Consider the following 16,523-nt stretch of genomic DNA (forward strand, 5'->3'; position numbering starts at 1 on the left):
TCCGGGCGCCTTTGTCATGTCCGCTCAGCCGCTTTGGCGGCCGGCAATCACGCCAGTGCCGGGGCTTCGACGCGGGCTTGTTCCAACTCGCGCACCAAGGGCAGAACCTGTTTACCGAAGTATTCGACCTCCTCCTGAAAATGCAGGAAGCCGGACAGGATCAGATCGACCCCCACCGCCTTGAGCGCGACGATCCGCTCGGCAATCTGTTGCGGCGTACCAATCAGGTTGGTCTTGAACCCGTCGTTGTACTGCACCAGGTCTTCAAAGCTCGACTGCGCCCAATTGCCCTCGCCTTCCGGGCTGGAGGCCCCGGCATTCTTGGCTTCACTACCAAAGCCCTGGATCGCCTGCGGGTCGGCCTTGGCGATGATCTCGTCGAGCACCGCCCGGGCCTCGGCCTCGGTTTCCCGGGCAATGATAAAGGCATTGACCCCGACCTTGACCGAATGCCCGTTGGCAGCCGCCTTGGTGCGGATATCGTCAACCTGGGCCTTGATCCCTTCCACGCTATTACCATTGGTGAAGTACCAATCGGACACACGCGAGGCCATGTCCCGGGCCGCGCGCGAGCTGCCGCCCTGGAAGATTTCCGGGTGCGGGCGCTGCAACGGCTTGGGCTTGAGGCTGTAGTTGTGGAAGCGGTAGAAGTCGCCCTGGAAGCTGAAATTGTCCTGGGTCCAGATGCCTTTCAAGGCGCGAATGAACTCTTCCGAACGGCGATAGCGTTCGTCATGGTCCAGCCACGGCTCGCCGATGGCACGGAACTCGCCCTTGAACCAGCCGGACACGATATTGACCGCCACGCGACCCTGGGTGAACTGGTCGATGGTCGCCAATTGCTTGGCCGCCAGCGCCGGCGTCCACGGCCCCGGCAGGATCGCGGCAATCACCTTCAGAGTTTCAGTGGCGGCCAGCAGCGCGTGGCTGATGGTCACGGACTCATGCTGGTTGTCGGCGCCGTAGCCGGCGGTAAAGCGGATCTGCGACAGCGCGTATTCAAACCCCGAACGCTCGGCGATCTGCGCCAGCTTACGGTTGTAGTCGATGTCCCAGTGGGTGCGCTGCTCAATCTTGCTGACCACCAGGCCGCCGCTGACATTGGGCACCCAATAGGCGAATTTGATCGGTTGTTGGCTCATGGCAGGTCCTCCAGTGACTGCTCGGGAAACGGCCGAGCCCGGGATACAAGACGTTCGGTGCTCGACGGATCGCCGAGCCCTGCAAGCGGTGGAGCAGCAACCGTGCCATAACGAAATAGTGTTGTATTTCCGATAGATAGCTCAACACGGCCGACGCCGCGGCTGTGCGTTGGCCAGCAGGTCTGTCGAAGCGCTGTTGCGCCAGCAACAGTGCGCCCGGGCGGCGTGCCAGCCTTGCACACGAGCGCCGCTGTTGCTCCATCAACAGCCCATCAACAAGCTGCCCGTAGCACCAACAGCGCCTGACGGGCCAGCGCCACCAACAGCCCGCAAAAAGCCTGCAAACACAGGCCCAGGCGCGGCGGCATGACCTGTGCAATGACCTGTGTCGCCTCGCGTGCCTACCGGCACGCGGCTTTTCTGTCCCGTATCAGGAGCCTATGCATGACTGCCCAAGCCCACCCCCTGCCCGCGCTGGCCAGCGCCGTTGACTATCACACCCTGGCGGCCCGCTTCCGGCCGATCTTTGCCCGGATTGCCGAAGGCACCGTCACCCGTGAACGCGAGCGCAGCCTGCCCTACGAACCGATCCAGTGGTTGAAGGCCGCTGGATTTGGGGCCGTGCGCGTCCCGCTCGAGTACGGCGGCGGCGGTGCGTCGCTGCCCCAGCTGTTCGAGTTGCTGATCGAGCTGGCCGAGGCCGATTCAAACATTGCCCAGGCCCTGCGCGGCCACTTTGCCTTTGTCGAGGACCGCCTCAATGCCCAGGCGAGCAGTTCCCAGGCGCACTGGTTCAAGCGCTTTGTCGAGGGCGACCTGGTCGGCTGCGCCTGGACGGAAATTGGCGCAGTGAAGATCGGCGACGTCATCACCCGCGTCTCCCGCCACGACGGGCAATGGGTGGTCAACGGCACCAAGTTCTACAGCACCGGGAGCCTGTACTCGGACTGGATCGACCTGTTCGCCCGCCGCGACGACACCGGCGCCGATGTGATCGCCGCGATCCGCACCCAACAACCGGGCGTGCGCCAGAGCGATGACTGGGATGGCTTCGGCCAGCGCACCACCGGCAGCGGCACCTCGGTGTTCGAGAATGCCGTGGTCGAGGAAGAAAATCTGATCGACTTCGCAACCCGCTTCAAGTACCAGACGGCCTTCTATCAGTTGGTGTTGCTCACCGTCCTGGTGGGCTCCGGACGCGCAGCCCTGCGCGATTTTGCGGCCGAGGTGGCCAAGCGCACGCGGGTGTTCAGCCACGGCAACGCCCCGTCCACCAGCCAGGACCCACAGATCCAGCAGGTAATCGGCAAGGCCAGCGGCCAGGTCTATGCCAGCGAAGCCGCCACCCTGCGCGCAGCCGAAGCGGCGCAGGCGGCCTACCTGGCGCACTTCAGTGGCGACGCCGATGCCGAGCGCCAGGCCAATATCGCGGCGGAACTGCAATCGGCCCAGGCCCAGGTGGCAGCGGTCGAACTGATCCTGCGGGCCACCAGCGACCTGTTCAACAGCCTCGGGGCCTCGGCCACCCGTACCGGCAAGCAGCTCGACCGGCACTGGCGCAATGCGCGGACCGCCGCCTCCCACAACCCGGTGATCTACAAAGAGCGCATCCTCGGCGACTGGCAGATCAACGGCACCGAGCCGCCGTATATCTGGCAGATCGGCGGTGGCGCCAAGCAGGGCTGAAAGACAGGCGCCCCGTACTGGACGGGGCGCCTGGATCACACTCGGGCCGGGGGATCAGCCCAGCACGGCCGCATTGAGATAGTGATCGCCCAGCCGGCGGCGCAGGTGTGCCAATGGCAATACCTGGCCTTCGACCGTGGGCCTGAGCAGGGTCTGGCCGGTGAATTCCAGCAGCAGCTCCCCGGCCCGTTGCGCCGCATGGGCCGCCGCCAGCCGTGCCTCGATCTGCGCCGCCGGCGAGCGCTCGGCCCAGGCCAGCAGCGCCTCGGCCGCCGCGATGCGCACTTCCAGATCACCGACACCGGCAATGGCCAGCGTATCGTCGTGCAGCGGACCGGCTTGCAGGTGCTCGACCAGCGCTTGGCGGGCATTGTGGGCAAACTGCAGATCGGCCTGAGTAATGGGATAGGTCATGGGAGGCTCCTTAGTTCCAGGAATGACGGGGTGGTTTGACGCCATTGAGGCGCTGGTTGCCGATCAGGTGGAATTTCCAGCGCACCGGGTCATGCAGGGTATGGGTGCGCGCGTTACGCCAAAAGCGGTCCAGGCCCTGGCTGGCGGACACGCTGCGGGTGCCACCCAGTTCCAGCAGGCGACTGGACGCCAGCAGGGCAATTTCGGTGGACAGCACCTTGGCCTGCCCAACGATCACTGAAGCCTGGGCAACAGTGTCTTCGCTCGGTTCAGCCAGGGCCAGGTCCACCGCCAGCGCCGCACGCTGGAGAATCGCCTCGGCCGCCCGCAGGCGCCACGCCAGGTCGCCGATCACCGCCTGGCTCAACGGGTCCTGCCAGCCATGGTCCAGGCCGCTGTCGGCCCAGGGCCTGGCCAGGCGTGCCACGCGCAGAGTCTCGGCAAAGGCGCCACGGGCAATCCCGGTGTCCACCGCCGCCTGGATAATCTGCGACACCGGCCCGTCGGCGGTCGGCTGGTCATAGGCCTTCCAGGCGGGAATCACCGCGCTGCCCGGCACCCGCACCGCCTCCAGCAGCACCTGGCCGCTGGCCGTGATGCGCTGGCCGAAACCATCCCAGCTGTCGATCACGCTCAGGCCCGGGGTATCGCGCGGGACGAACGCAACAAACGGCCGGCTGAGTTCGTCCACCCCGGCCACCGGGACGATATGGGCAAACAGCGCCCCGGTGCAGTAGGCCTTCTCGCCATCGAGCACGGCACTGTCACCGTCGAAGCGAATCCGCGTCTCAAAGGCCGTGACCGTCTTGCTCTTGGCCTCGGCAAAGGCATTGCCGAAGCGATAGCCGGCCAGCACCTTGGCCAGGTACTCGCGCTTCTGATCTTCGCTGCCGGTCAGGATCAGATTGTTGAGCACGCCATAGTGGTTCTGCGGCAGTTGCCCCAGGGACGAATCCGCAGCGGAAATGATCGCCACCACTTCGGTTAGGGTGCTGTAGGACACCCCGGCGCCACCATGGCTCTTCGGTACGGTAATGGCCCACAGGCCGCTGTCGGAGAAACGTTCCAGTTCGGCCCAGGGCAGGCGCCGTTCACTGTCGCGCTCGCGGGCCTGGCGGGCAAAATCCTCGGCCAGACGCTGCGCCACCTCGATGGCCTCGGCGTCGCTGGCGATGATATGGGCGGGGCGCCGGGGCGCCGATACGGCCTGCTCGGGCAGGCGGGGCTGGGCTGTAACACTCATGCGTCGACTCCATTCAGATCGGGTTGGCAGAAGCTGGAGCACAGTCCGTACCAACCTTGAATTATTCGATAAATCAATTAGTTAGCGGATAGCTGCGAGCAACCTATCCGCCTGTGCAGAGACACTCTGCTGAAACGCTGTTGCCCGGCGGGCAGCGGCTCAGAGACTGATATCCAGCGGGTACTCGACGATAAAGCGCACCTCGTCGACATTGGACTCGGCCACATGATCGCCACCGACCCGGTGGGTTGCCTGCATCAGGTTGAACGACAGATCCTTGGCCGGGCCGCTCTGCACCACGTACTTGACCCAGAGATTGCGCTCCCAGTGACGCCCGTCCCGGGTGGCGTTGAAGTAGCTGTACGCGCCGCCCGCTCGACTGCCGTCGATATCGCTGCCGCGCACGTAGCGGGAGGTCAGGCTCAGGCCAGGCACCCCGAGCCCGGCAAAGTTGTAGTCATAGCGCAACTCCCAGGCCCGCTCGTTGGGGTTATTGAAGTCGGAGATCTGCGAGGCCGCATCCAGTTCGATGTCATAGGTGTTCCACACATAGTCGAACGGCGTGTCGCCATCGATGCGCGTATAGCTGAGCTTGAGTGCATGGCTGCCATAGGCAACGCCGGCGTGGGTGCTCCACGAATCGTTGTCGATCTTGCCCGCCACGGCCTTGCCGCTGTCGCGGGTGCGGTAGTAATTCAAACCGGTGTTGAGGCTGAGGCTGTCTCCGAGGGGCTGGACGAAATCGGCACGGGCAAAGGACTGGTCCCAGATATCGTCCAGGCGGCTGGTGTGCAACTTGAAACGCCACTGGTCGTTGAACACATAGTCGCCGCCCAGATAGACGACATCGTTGGCCCCCTTGAAACGCCCGGCGTACACGGTGCCAAGATCACCACGGTGATTGCTGGCGTTACGGTCGCTGCTCGATTCGAGCTTGCCACCCTGCAGGGTCAGGCCATCCACCGAGGTGTTGTGGAACACCAGGCCGCGCAGGGTCTGGGGCAGCAGACGGATGTCGCTGGCGTAGAGCACCGGGCTGGTCGGGCGTACATCGCCATAACGAATTTCGGTATCGAAGGCCCGCACCTTGAGCGCCGCGCCAACCTTACCGTAGGCATCCTTGGGTTCGCCGTCGAAATTGGCCCCCGAGCGCGAAACGATCCCGGGCACGCCGACCCCATTGCCCACCGTCCCATTGCCGCCGTCGAGCTTGAGCCCCAGCACACCCTGCACATCCACGCCGAAACCGACGGTGCCTGGGGTGAAGCCCGATTGCAGGTCGGCAATGATCCCGTGCCCCCACTCGCGATGCAGGCTCTGGCGCTCACCGTTGTTGGGGTTGCGGGTAAAGTCGCCGTGGCGATAGTCCTGGCTGAAGAAGTAGTTGCGGTTGAGCACGCGCAACTGGCTGGCGTCGAGAAAACCTTCGGTGTCGTCACTGGCGGCAAAGGCCGGGCTGGCCAGCAGGAGGGCCAACGAAAGGGCCGGTCGGGGGTAAGCGTTGAAACGCATGGCAGAGTCCTATGATGGGCAGAAGTAACGCCTTTACCGGCGCTGTACCAGGACCTATTCCAACAACCATGCCAACTAATACTTCTTTATAAATCATATAGATAACAATAAAAGCCTGACAGCCAAATTCTCCCTGGCAAGCAATCTGCACAAGCGCTGTTGCCAGCCGCACAGCCACGATTGTGCGCCCCCTGCCCCGCGCTTTTGCAGGCATAAAAAAACGCGGCCGGAGCCGCGTCGAATGGGGCGCACTACCCCCGTGAAAAACCACCCTAGCCCGCCTTGCCGCCCAGGTAGAAATGCTGGATGTCCTCGCGTGCGGCCAGTTCGTTCGCCGAGCCTTCGCCCACCACACGCCCGTTTTCCAGAATGTAGGCATAGCTGGCGTGGCGCAGGGCGACATTGATGTTCTGCTCGGCGATCAGAAAGCTGACGCCCTCCCGGGCATTGAGCTGCGCGACGATCTCGAAAATTTCCTCGACGATAATCGGTGCCAGGCCCATGGAGGGTTCATCCAGCAGCACCAGCCGGGGCCGGGTCATCAGGGCGCGGCCGATGGCGAGCATCTGCTGCTCGCCGCCGGACGTCAGCCCGGCCTGGGTCTTGCGCTTGGTCTGGAGCCGGGGGAACCAGCTGTAGATGCGCTCCAGGTCCTGCTCCAGCTCGCGGCGCGACGGTTTACGCAGAAAACCGCCACTGCGCAGGTTTTCCTCGATGGTCAGGTGGGCAAACACATGGCGGCCCTCCAACACATGGACGATGCCCTGGCGGGCCAACTGGTTGGCTGCAACCGTGGCGGTGCTCTGCCCGGCAAAGCGGATCTGCCCACGGCTGACCCGGGCCCGGTCCGCCTGGACCAACCCGGAAATGGCCTTGAGCGTGGTGCTCTTGCCGGCCCCGTTGGCCCCCAGCAGCGCGACGATACCGCCCTGCTCGACCCGCAGGGACACACCGGCAACGGCCAGGATGGCGCCGTCATAGATCACTTCGATATCGTCGACGGCCAGCAGTTCGATGGGCTCGGCACCGTACTGGCTGGCGTTGGATGGGATGGCACTGCTCATAACGGAACACCTCTGGGGCGTGGCAAGCACGCCATGACGATAAGGGGGGCTTACTGCTCGGCCGCGCAATCGCGCGCGGTGACACCCTTCTCCCGGGCATACTCCGCCGACTTGGCATCGATCAGCGGGCGCAAGGTTCCACGGTCGGCCGGGATCCAGTCACTGACCAACGTCCATTGCGCCCCATCCCACTGTTGCACCTTGGCCGCACCGCCGCCTTCATGATCGCTGCACGACAACTTCAGCGGTTGCATCAGCCCCAGAAAGCCGATCTCCTTGAGCCGCGCATCCCCCAGGTCCAGGTGTTCGAGGCCCCAACGACCTTCCTCGCCATTGAGCGGGCGATGGCCGAATTTCTTCTGCCCGGCCCGAATCGCTTCCACGGCAATGGCGGCATTCACCAGGCCGGAGTTGTAGTACACGCTGCCAAAGCTCTTCGGATCCTTGAGGTCGCTCTTGCCCTGGTCGACGATGTACTGCTTGATGCGTCGATGGATCTCGAACGTGCTGCCGCCCGGGTACGGCGTCAGCGCCAGGTAGCCCTTGCCGGCCTCGGCTGCAGGCAGTACATCTTCATTGGAGCTGGCCCAGATATCGCCGATGATCCGATCCGCCGGAAAGCCGAAGCGCGCCGCCGTCTTGATCGCCACCGGCGTGGACACGCCCCAGGTACGCAGGAACACCCAGTCCGGCTTGGCCTGGCGCACCTGGCGCCATTGTCCTGCCTGTTCGTTGCCCGGGTCGGCGACGGGGATCTGGATATTCTCGAAGCCGTATTTCTCCGCCAGCAAAGCCAGCGGCCCCTGGGTTTCGCGGCCATAGGCCGAGTCGTGATAGACGGTGGCGATCTTCTTGCCCCGCAGCTTGTCCAGGCCGCCCTCGCGTTCGGCGACATAGTTGATAAACGCCGACGCCTCGCTGTAGAAGGTCAGCATCACCGGAAAGTTGTAGGGAAACACACTGCCATCGGTGGCTTCGGTGCGTCCGTAGCCCAGGGTGATCAAGGGAATCTTGTCCGCCTCGGCCTTGTTCGCCAGCGCATAGGCCGCCGGTGCACCGTTGGGTTGATAGACCGCCACCGGCGCGCCATTGAGGCCATTTTTAAAACGCTCGTAGCATTCGATGCCCTTCTCCGCCGTCCATTCGGTCTCGCATTCCTGCCAGACCAGCTTGACGCCGTTGATACCGCCTTCGACTTCATTGATATAGCGCAGGTAGTCGATCATCCCGGCCCAGACCGGGATGCCGCTGGAGGCATAGGCGCCCACGCGGTAGGTGGCCAGGGGGAAGAACTGTTCGTTGGCGGCGGCCTGGGCCGAGGACGGCAAGGCCGTCAACAGGCCCAGCGCCAGGGCCAGCGTGGCCGTGGTGCGTTGCACAAGTGCATTGAGGATCATGGAGGTTCTCTCTGGCAGTGGGCCTGCGGCCGTAGGGTGAGGCCGCAGGCAGTCTGGTTCGGATGGCGCGGCGATCAGCGCTCGGTAGCGCAATCGCGTGGGGTGATGCCCTTCTCCTGCGCGTAGGCGGCGGACTTGGCCTCGATCAGCGGGCGCAAGGTGGCGCGGTCGGCCTGGACCCAATCGGTCACCAACACCCACTTGTTACCGTCCCACTGCTGCACGCGTGCAGAGCCGCCCCCTTCGTGATCCGAGCAGGACAGTTTCAGGGGCGCCAGCAGGCCTTCGAAACCGATGGCCTTGAGGCGCGCGGCATCGATATCCAGGTGCTCGAAGGCCCAGCGACCTTCCTCGCCATTGAGCGGACGATTGCCAAACTGTTTCTGCCCGGTACGCAGCGCCTCGACAGCGATGGCCGCATTGATCAGGCCGATGTTGTAGTAGACCTTGCCGAAGTAGCTCGGGTCCTTGAGGTCGCTCTTGCCGGTGTCGAGGATGTATTGCTGCAGGCGCTTGTGAATCGCGAAATCAGTCCCGCCCGGAAATGGCGCCAGGGCCTGGTAGCCTTTGGCTGCGACGCCTGCGGGGATGACATCTGCCTCGGAACCGGCCCAGACGTCGCCGATGATGCGCTCGGCAGAGATGCCGAAGCGCGCCGCGGTTTTCAGGCCCACGGGCGTGGAGACCCCCCAGGTGCGCAGAAATACCCAGTCCGGTTTGATCTGGCGAACCTGGCGCCACTGTGCGGACTGTTCGTTGCCCGGGTCGGCCACCGGAATCTGGATATTCTCGAAGCCGTACTTCTCGGCCAGCAGCTTCATCGGCCCCTGGGTTTCACGCCCGTAGGCCGAGTCGTGGTAGACCGTGACGATCTTCTTGCCCTTGAGCTTGTCGAGGCCACCCTCACGCTGGGCAATGTAGTTGATCCCCACCGACGCCTGCCCGTAGTAGTTGAGCAGCAACGGGAAGGCATAGGGAAACACGCTGCCGTCGGTGGACTCGGTGCGCCCGCCGGCGCCGTCGATCAACGGGATGTGGTCCGCCGCGCCCTTCTCCATCAAGGCATAGGAACCGGGCGTGCTATGGGTGAAGAAAAATGCGGTGGGCGCGCCATTCAGGCCGCCCTTGTAGCGCTCGTAGCACTCGACGATACGGTCGACATTCCACTCGGTCTCGCACTCCTGCCAGACCAGCTTGACGCCATTGACGCCGCCTTCGACCTCGTTGATGTAGCGGAAATAATCGATCTCGCCCGCCCACCATGGAATGCCGCTGGAGGCATAGGCGCCTACGCGGTAGGTGGCCATCGGGATAAATTGCTCATTGCCGGCCGCCTGGGCCAGGCTGGGCAGCAAGGGCTGCAGGACAAGGGCGAGCACGGCACCGACAAGGGTGCGCTGCAAGGATTTGCGCATATTGGGATCACTTCTATGACGTTGTAGTGGGTGTGGTGAGCCCCCCTCCCGTGGTCGGGTCAAGGTGTGTTCGATTCGGCTGCGCTAGAACCGCAGCGGCCAGGCCTTGAGCCGTTCGCGCAGGTCGCCCAGCAGGCGGACCAAGCCTTCCGGCTCCTTGATCAGGAACCAGATGATCAGCGTGCCGAAGATGATTTTTTGCAGGTTCTGCAGCTGTCCGGCATCGACATTGCCGCCGAACAGCCATTGCCCGCCATGGTTGAGCAGGATCGGCATCAGGCTGATAAAGGCCGCGCCGATAAAGTTGCCGGCGATGCTGCCCATGCCACCGATAATGATGATGAACAGGATCTGGAACGAGCGGTTGATATCGAAGCTGCCGGAACTGGCCGTGCCCAGGTAGGCAAACGCCCAGAGTGCCCCGGCGATCCCCAGGTAGAACGAGCTCACGGCAAACGCCAGGCGCTTGTAGCGATCCACCGGGATGCCGACCACCGATGCGGCGGTGTCCATGTCACGGATCGCCATCCAGTTGCGCCCGACCTGGCTGCGTACCAGGTTCACCGCGACCCAGGTCAACAGGACCACACAGCTAAGCGTTAGCAGGTAGCGCCCGACCGGCGACGCCAGGCTGTAGCCGAACAGCTCCAGGCGCGGCGCGCTGATGGTCCCGGACGAGGCGAAGTTGTAGAACCAGGCAAACTTGGAGAACACCCACTCAAGGAAAAACTGGGCCGCCAGGGTCGTGACCATCAGGTAGAAGCCCTTAATCCTGGCACTGGGTATGCCGAACAGCAGGCCGACAAAGGCGGCGATCAGGCCGCCGCCCAACAGCGCCAATGGCAAGGGAATGCCGGGCACGCGCAGCAGCAGGCCGTAGGTGGCGAAGGCCCCGACGGCCATAAAGCCCGCAGCGCCCACCGAGGTCTGCCCGGTGTAGCCGGTCAGTAGGTTCAAGCCCAGGCCGGCCAGGGACAGCACCAGGAAGGGGATCACGATTGCGTTGAGCCAATAGTCGTTGCCCAGCAGCGGCAAGCCGACAAAGGCCACCAGCAGCAATAGCGCCAAGCCCAGGGGCCAGCGACGGCGTACCAGGGTCAGCGGTGCATCGTCGAAACTGGCGCTGATACGCGCCGTCGTCGTGTTCATAAGGTCACACTCGCTCAATGGCGCGGTCGCCAAACAGGCCGGCCGGGCGGATATAGAGAAATATCAGGGCCAGGAAATAGGCGAACCAGGGCGTAATGCCGCCGCCGATCAACGGGCCGATATAGGCTTCGGCGAGGTTCTCCGCCGCCCCGACGATCAACCCGCCGACAATGGCGCCGCCAATCGAGGTGAAACCACCGATGATCAGTACCGGCAGCGCCTTGAGCACCACCAGCGACAATGAAAATTGCACCCCCTGGCGCGCGCCCCACAGCAGCCCGGCCACCAGGCCGACCATGCCGGCCACGGCCCAGACGATCTGCCAGATGCGATTGAGGTTGATGCCCACCGACAGCGCCGCCCGGGTGTCATCGGCCACGGCACGCAGGGCGATGCCGATCCGGGTCTTGTTGAACAGCAGCGCCAGCACCGCCACCAGAACCGCGCAGATGCCCGCCGCGATCAGGTCGAACTGGCTGATCATGATCTCACCGACAAACAGCGGGACATCGTCGATGCCCAGGTCCAGCGCACGCACCTGGGCCCCCATCAGGCCCTGGGCCAGGCCTTCGATAATGAACGAGAGGCCGAGCGTGGCCATGAACAGGGTGATCTGCGAACGGTTGACCAGCGGGCGCAGCACCAGGCGCTCGATCAGCAGTGCGCCGATGACCATCACCACCAGGGTGATCGCTAGGGCCAGGGCAAAGGGCACGCCCTGTTCGTGCAGGCTGACGAAGGTCAGCGCGGCAAACAGCAGCATCGAGCCCTGGGCGAAGTTGAACACGCCACTGGCCTTGTAGATCAGCACGAAGCCAATGGCGACCAGCGAATACATGGTGCCGGCGAGCAAGCCGCCGATCAGGGTTTCCAGAAAAAGATTCATCCGTGCACCGTCCCCAGGTAAGCCGCGATCACATCGGGATTGGCCTGCACTTCGGCTGGCGTGCCATCCCCCACCTTGCGCCCGTAATCGAGCACCACCACGTGGGCCGACAGGCCCATCACCACCTTGATATCGTGTTCGATCAGAATCACCGTGGTCCCCAGGTCGCGGTTGATATCGGCAATAAAGCGACTCATCTCCTGCTTCTCCTGGGCGTTCATCCCGGCCATGGGCTCATCGAGCAACAACAGCGTGGGCTGGGCGATCAGGGCCCGGCCCAGCTCCACGCGTTTCTGCAGGCCGTAAGCCAGGCTGCCCACCGCAACGTCACGCCAGGGTTGCAGTTCGAGAAAATCCAGCACCTGTTCGGCCCGGGCATTGAACTCTCGGGCCTCGCGCCGCGCTCGCGGCAGGCCCAGGGCCTGTTCGAGAAAGAACGTGCGTTGCAGGCGTGACAGGCCGGTCAGCAGGTTGTCCAGCACGCTCATTTTCTTGAACAGCGCGTTGTTCTGGAACGTACGCCCGATACCCCGGCGTGCGGCCTCCAGGGGATGGGGCCGGCGCAACGGCACGGCCTCAAACACCAGCTCGCCGGCATCGGCACGGTAGACGCCGTTGAGAATGTTGAGCAGCGAACTCTTGCCCGCGCCGTTGGGGCCGATCAACGCGCAGATTTCCCCCCGGCGCACGGCGAACGACAAATCATTGATCGCCTTCACGCCCTTGAATGACAGGGAGATATTGCGCACCTCCAGCAACGCGCTCATGCGGCACGCTCGAGGGTGTCGTGCAGCCATTGCAGACGCCCGGGCGCCTGCTCGGCCCCGGTCGGCGTAGCGATATGCCGAACCCGCTGGAAGCCGAACAGATGGCGCACCCGCGCCTTGAGCCAACGGCGCAGGCCGCGTCGCGGGTCCGCCAGCGACCACTCGCAGAGACGGCGGCGCCAGGTGCCGTGCGGCGCCAGCCGGGCTTCGATTTCATCGGCCACCTGCCGGGCCCGCACGGCGGACATCAGCAACGTGGTCGGGGCGATTTCACGGCGGTCACGGCTGGCCGAGGCCTGGGTCTCCGGAAACGCGAAGCCCGCGCCGTCCTGCAACCAGCGGCCAAGGACATGGGCCAGGCCCTGGCTCCATTCGGTCCCCTCATCGACCCAGACCACGGGGTCGCCGGCAACCGAAGACCAGCCCTGGAAGCTGTGTTCCAGGGGCCCGCTGAACAGCACATCGAGCGCCAGCACCTGATCATCACCCTGCCCGGCCTGGCTGGCCTGGGCGCAGAACAGCTGCAACGGGAGCAAGCCCTGCAAGCGCGCTTCACGCCAATGGGCGAGCGTTTCGCGCCGCTGCACAAAGGCGAAATCCGCGCGCAGCAGTTGAACCTGGCGTTGCAGGGCCACGCCACGGCTGTGCGGGCTGATCGCCTGGCTGATACCGCCCAGGCTGCGGGCCGCGAGGGCCAGAATCAGCAGCGAGGGCTCGAGCGCGCCGCACAGGGCCAGCCGCGAATGGTCGCTAAAGCCCTGCTGGCGCAAGCCTGCCGCCGCGCGCTCGACCTCGCGCAGCACATCGATCCAGCGCCAAGCCTTCCAGGCTCCCTGGCGGCGATGGCGCAGGGCGATCTGCAGTGGCTTTTCCGTTGCCCAGCGACGCAATGCGCCCAAGGCAAAGTCCGGCACCTCATCACCAGGCCGGGGGGTGAGTTCATGCACGCTCATAGGACGGTTCCTCATGGCGCTCGGCGTCTGCCTGGAGCCTGGCCAGGTCCCGGTAGCCGGCGCCAGGATGGCTGGCCGGCAGCCGCGGGCCATCGCCAAAGAGTTTGTCGCGCAGGGTGCCGGTGGCGTACTCGGTCTTGTACACGCCGCGCTGTTGCAGCTCGGGCACCAGCCACTCGACCACATCGTGAAAGGTCTCGTGGGCCAGGGCGTAGGCGAGGTTGAAGCCGTCGACATCGGTGTCCTCGACCCAGGCCTGCAACTCGTCCGCCACGGTTTGCGCGCTGCCGACGATCAGCGGACCGAAGCCGCCGATACCGACCCAGTTGGCCAGCTCGCGCACGGTCCATTGCTTGTCTGGATCAGCCGTGGAGAAGGCCTCCACTGCCGACTGGATGGCATTGGTATGGATATGCTTGAGCACCTGGTCAGGCTGGTACTGGCCGAAGTCGATCCCGGTCCAACCGGAGAGCAGCGCCAAGGCACCTTCGTAGCTGGTGTACGACTGCAGCTCCTGCCATTTGGCCTGGGCCTTGGCGTCGGTTTCGTCGACGATCACCGTCTGCAGATTGAAGATCAGCACCTTGCGGGGGTCCCGCCCGGCCTCGGCGGCACGACGCCGGATATCGGCCACGGCTTTCTTGAGGATCACCTTGGACGGCGCGGCCACAAAAACGCACTCGGCATGGCCCGCCGCGAAGTCCTTGCCACGGCTGGAGGCGCCCGCCTGGTAAAGCACAGGCGTGCGCTGGGGCGAAGGCTCGCACAGATGAATGCCGGGGACCTGGAAGTGTTTGCCGTGGTGGTTGATCTCATGGATCTTGCTCGGGTCGCTGAACACCCGGCGCTCGCGGTCGCGCAGCACCGCGCCCTCTTCCCAGCTGCCTTCGAACAGTTTGTAGAGCACTTGCAGGTATTCGTCGGCATAGTCGTAGCGGGCATCGTGGTCGCTCAGGGCCTTCTGCCCGAGATTGCGCGCGCCGCTGTCCAGGTAGGAGGTGACGATGTTCCAGCCGATACGGCCCTTGGTCAGATGGTCCAGGGTCGACAAGCGCCGGGCGAAGGGATACGGATGCTCGAAGGTCAGCGAGGCAGTCAGGCCAAAACCCAGGTGCTCGGTCACCGCCGCCATCGGTGTGATCAGCGCCAGCGGGTCGTTGACCGGCACCTGGGTGGCCTGGCGAATGGCCGCGTCGCCATTACCATTGAGCACGTCGTAGATGCCGATCACATCGGCGATAAACAGGCCGTCGAACTTGCCACGCTCCAGCAGCTTGGCCAGATCCGTCCAATATTCCAGGTCCTTGTATTGCCAGGAACGATCCTTGGGGTGAGCCCACAGGCCCGGTGACTGGTGACCCACACAGTTCATCTCGAAGGCGTTCAAACGGATTTCACGTGGCACGGGGCTGCTCCTGTTCACTCAAGGTCATGGCACCTTGCGATGCGTTTACAGTGATCTAAACAGGATTCGTGCCAACTAAAATAACCCTTTAAATTCAATAAGTTATTACAAGTTCAAGGCAGCAAAAGAATGCCTGCACGACAACAGCCTGTTGAACAGCTGTTGCTGCACGAACAGCCGTTCGATGACCGGCTGATGACACGGACACGTCCACTAGCACCACCCCGTCCTGCCCTCCGGGATCGGAAGCAGGCGATGAGCGCCACTAAAAAAGTCCCGGATTGCTCGCCGCCGCCGATCGCGATCGGGCTATGATCTGGCTAAATAAACCGGATACCCCCGATCTATGCCTGTCGATCTGCAAGCGCTCTACCCCAAACTGATCCACCTGATGCTGGATACGGTCTTCGTGGTCGATAGCGACAACCAGATCGTCTTTGTCAGCGACGCCTGCGAAGCGTTGCTCGGCTACCGTGCCGACGAACTGGTCGGCACCTCGATCACCCACTACATGCACCCTGAAGACCTGGCAGCCACACGTGCCTCGATTGTCCGGGTGATGAACGGCCAGCCCCATGTCGATTTTCGCAACCGTTATGTGCGCAAGGATGGCAGTGTCGTCCATATCCTGTGGGCAGCCTTCTGGTCCCAGGAGGTGGAAGCGCGGATCGGCGTAGCGCGTGATGTCACGGCCCTCTGGCAGGCCGAGCAGGAGCTGCGCTTTCTTGCCCACCACGACCCGCTGACCGGGCTGAGCAACCGCGCACTGTTCAGTGATCGGCTGGAATCGGCCCTGCGCACGGCGCACCGCCACAAAAGCGAGCTGGCCTTGCTGTTTATGGATCTCAATGACTTCAAGGGCATCAACGATGTCCATGGGCATGCGGCGGGCGATCGCCTGCTCTGCACCCTCGCACGGCGGCTGGAACGCTGCATCCGCGAGACGGACACCGTGGCCCGGATGGGCGGTGATGAATTTACGGTGCTACTGACGGATATTTCATCCCAGGACGCCATTGACGCGAAGGTCGAGCAGATTCGCGCCGCCATGGCCGAGCCGCTGGGCGCTGATTTCGGCGAGATCCACATGCCCTCCTGCAGTATCGGCGTAGCCCGCTACCCTGCGGACGGCGAAGATGCCGAGACGCTGTTGCGCCACGCGGATGGCGCGATGTACCAGGTAAAAAGACGGCATCCTGCCGTGGGCTGAGCACCCGCCGGCCATCGAGAACCTCTTGAGGCCGATCTCTGCATTGAGAATGCTTGGGCCCACTGCAGCCGTGGCGGGTTCCGGGCTTTTTTCAGCACAACGAAAAAAGGACCCGAACAGACTGTGTGAAAACACACTGACAGGCGTTTGTTTTTGTGCTGAAAAAGGCTCTTCAGCCCATCAGTTGCATCATTTTCTTGGCTCCTAAGACACTGATCGCCCGCTTGAAGTTGTACGCGGTCACGGCCAGGGCCATTTCAGCTTTCGTCCCTTCAAGTTT

Annotated in this window: 14 protein-coding genes; 2 read left to right on the forward strand and 12 right to left on the reverse strand. The window is 63.8% G+C overall.

Annotation, left to right across the window (positions count from 1 at the left end; translation table 11 throughout):
* Positions 1-47 precede the first annotated feature (47 nt).
* Entirely contained in the window at positions 48-1,142 is a 1,095-nt protein-coding gene (sfnG, locus tag NPS46_RS24850; RefSeq protein ID WP_274111972.1) for a dimethylsulfone monooxygenase SfnG, read from the reverse strand.
* 444 nt (positions 1,143-1,586) lie between these two features.
* Here sfnG and NPS46_RS24855 point away from each other — a divergent pair, with 444 nt between their 5' ends.
* Positions 1,587-2,828, forward strand: a complete 1,242-nt coding sequence (locus tag NPS46_RS24855; protein ID WP_274111974.1) for an acyl-CoA dehydrogenase family protein — start codon at positions 1,587-1,589, stop codon at positions 2,826-2,828.
* Between the two features lie 54 nt (positions 2,829-2,882).
* Here NPS46_RS24855 and NPS46_RS24860 read toward each other — a convergent pair whose 3' ends face one another.
* From NPS46_RS24860 to NPS46_RS24910, 11 genes are all read right to left on the reverse strand, one after another.
* The gene (locus NPS46_RS24860; RefSeq protein WP_274111977.1) at positions 2,883-3,242 is read right to left on the reverse strand and encodes a hypothetical protein; all 360 of its coding nucleotides are present in this window, start codon (positions 3,240-3,242) and stop codon (positions 2,883-2,885) included.
* A 10-nt stretch (positions 3,243-3,252) separates the two neighbouring features.
* A complete protein-coding gene (locus NPS46_RS24865) occupies positions 3,253-4,485 on the reverse strand; it encodes an SfnB family sulfur acquisition oxidoreductase (RefSeq protein WP_274111979.1) in 1,233 nt (410 codons plus the stop codon).
* 159 nt (positions 4,486-4,644) lie between these two features.
* A complete protein-coding gene (locus tag NPS46_RS24870; RefSeq protein WP_274111980.1) occupies positions 4,645-5,997 on the reverse strand; it encodes an OprD family porin in 1,353 nt (450 codons plus the stop codon).
* 272 nt (positions 5,998-6,269) lie between these two features.
* Entirely contained in the window at positions 6,270-7,061 is a 792-nt protein-coding gene (locus NPS46_RS24875) for an ABC transporter ATP-binding protein (protein ID WP_274111981.1), read from the reverse strand.
* Positions 7,062-7,111: 50 nt separating this feature from the next.
* On the reverse strand, positions 7,112-8,458 hold the full coding sequence (locus tag NPS46_RS24880; RefSeq protein ID WP_274111982.1) for an ABC transporter substrate-binding protein: 1,347 nt from the start codon (positions 8,456-8,458) through the stop codon (positions 7,112-7,114).
* Between the two features lie 74 nt (positions 8,459-8,532).
* Entirely contained in the window at positions 8,533-9,873 is a 1,341-nt protein-coding gene (locus tag NPS46_RS24885) for an ABC transporter substrate-binding protein (RefSeq protein ID WP_274111986.1), read from the reverse strand.
* Between the two features lie 84 nt (positions 9,874-9,957).
* Positions 9,958-11,022: a branched-chain amino acid ABC transporter permease gene (locus NPS46_RS24890; protein WP_274111987.1), complete on the reverse strand. Its 1,065-nt coding sequence runs from the start codon at positions 11,020-11,022 to the stop codon at positions 9,958-9,960.
* Positions 11,023-11,026: 4 nt separating this feature from the next.
* Positions 11,027-11,908 (reverse strand): branched-chain amino acid ABC transporter permease, encoded by an 882-nt coding sequence (locus tag NPS46_RS24895; RefSeq protein ID WP_274111989.1) that lies wholly within the window; start codon positions 11,906-11,908, stop codon positions 11,027-11,029.
* On the reverse strand, positions 11,905-12,675 hold the full coding sequence (locus NPS46_RS24900; protein WP_274111991.1) for an ABC transporter ATP-binding protein: 771 nt from the start codon (positions 12,673-12,675) through the stop codon (positions 11,905-11,907). The genes NPS46_RS24895 and NPS46_RS24900 overlap by 4 nt, the downstream gene beginning before the upstream one ends.
* Positions 12,672-13,628 carry an AMP-binding protein gene (locus NPS46_RS24905; RefSeq protein WP_274111993.1) on the reverse strand — a complete coding sequence of 319 codons (957 nt, stop codon included), beginning with the start codon at positions 13,626-13,628 and terminating at the stop codon, positions 12,672-12,674. The genes NPS46_RS24900 and NPS46_RS24905 overlap by 4 nt, the downstream gene beginning before the upstream one ends.
* Positions 13,615-15,033, reverse strand: a complete 1,419-nt coding sequence (locus NPS46_RS24910; protein ID WP_274111995.1) for an LLM class flavin-dependent oxidoreductase — start codon at positions 15,031-15,033, stop codon at positions 13,615-13,617. Before NPS46_RS24910 ends, NPS46_RS24905 begins: the two co-directional genes overlap by 14 nt.
* Positions 15,034-15,379: 346 nt before the next feature.
* On the opposite strand from NPS46_RS24910, the gene NPS46_RS24915 reads away from it, so the two are divergent.
* Positions 15,380-16,243 carry a sensor domain-containing diguanylate cyclase gene (locus NPS46_RS24915; RefSeq protein ID WP_274111996.1) on the forward strand — a complete coding sequence of 288 codons (864 nt, stop codon included), beginning with the start codon at positions 15,380-15,382 and terminating at the stop codon, positions 16,241-16,243.
* The last annotated feature ends 280 nt before the right edge of the window (positions 16,244-16,523 follow it).

Origin of the sequence: Pseudomonas putida (genome assembly GCF_028682395.1) — a bacterium.
Taxonomy (GTDB): domain Bacteria; phylum Pseudomonadota; class Gammaproteobacteria; order Pseudomonadales; family Pseudomonadaceae; genus Aquipseudomonas; species Aquipseudomonas putida_AB.

Coding starts and splice junctions, on each gene's coding strand:
- sfnG (WP_274111972.1), bottom strand. CDS start 1,142: ATGAGCCAACAACCGATCAAATTCGCCTATTGGGTGCCCAATGTCAGC.
- NPS46_RS24860 (WP_274111977.1), bottom strand. CDS start 3,242: ATGACCTATCCCATTACTCAGGCCGATCTGCAGTTTGCCCACAATGCC.
- NPS46_RS24855 (WP_274111974.1), top strand. CDS start 1,587: ATGACTGCCCAAGCCCACCCCCTGCCCGCGCTGGCCAGCGCCGTTGAC.
- NPS46_RS24890 (WP_274111987.1), bottom strand. CDS start 11,022: ATGAACACGACGACGGCGCGTATCAGCGCCAGTTTCGACGATGCACCG.
- NPS46_RS24880 (WP_274111982.1), bottom strand. CDS start 8,458: ATGATCCTCAATGCACTTGTGCAACGCACCACGGCCACGCTGGCCCTG.
- NPS46_RS24915 (WP_274111996.1), top strand. CDS start 15,380: ATGCCTGTCGATCTGCAAGCGCTCTACCCCAAACTGATCCACCTGATG.
- NPS46_RS24865 (WP_274111979.1), bottom strand. CDS start 4,485: ATGAGTGTTACAGCCCAGCCCCGCCTGCCCGAGCAGGCCGTATCGGCG.
- NPS46_RS24895 (WP_274111989.1), bottom strand. CDS start 11,908: ATGAATCTTTTTCTGGAAACCCTGATCGGCGGCTTGCTCGCCGGCACC.
- NPS46_RS24870 (WP_274111980.1), bottom strand. CDS start 5,997: ATGCGTTTCAACGCTTACCCCCGACCGGCCCTTTCGTTGGCCCTCCTG.
- NPS46_RS24905 (WP_274111993.1), bottom strand. CDS start 13,628: ATGAGCGTGCATGAACTCACCCCCCGGCCTGGTGATGAGGTGCCGGAC.
- NPS46_RS24875 (WP_274111981.1), bottom strand. CDS start 7,061: ATGAGCAGTGCCATCCCATCCAACGCCAGCCAGTACGGTGCCGAGCCC.
- NPS46_RS24885 (WP_274111986.1), bottom strand. CDS start 9,873: ATGCGCAAATCCTTGCAGCGCACCCTTGTCGGTGCCGTGCTCGCCCTT.
- NPS46_RS24900 (WP_274111991.1), bottom strand. CDS start 12,675: ATGAGCGCGTTGCTGGAGGTGCGCAATATCTCCCTGTCATTCAAGGGC.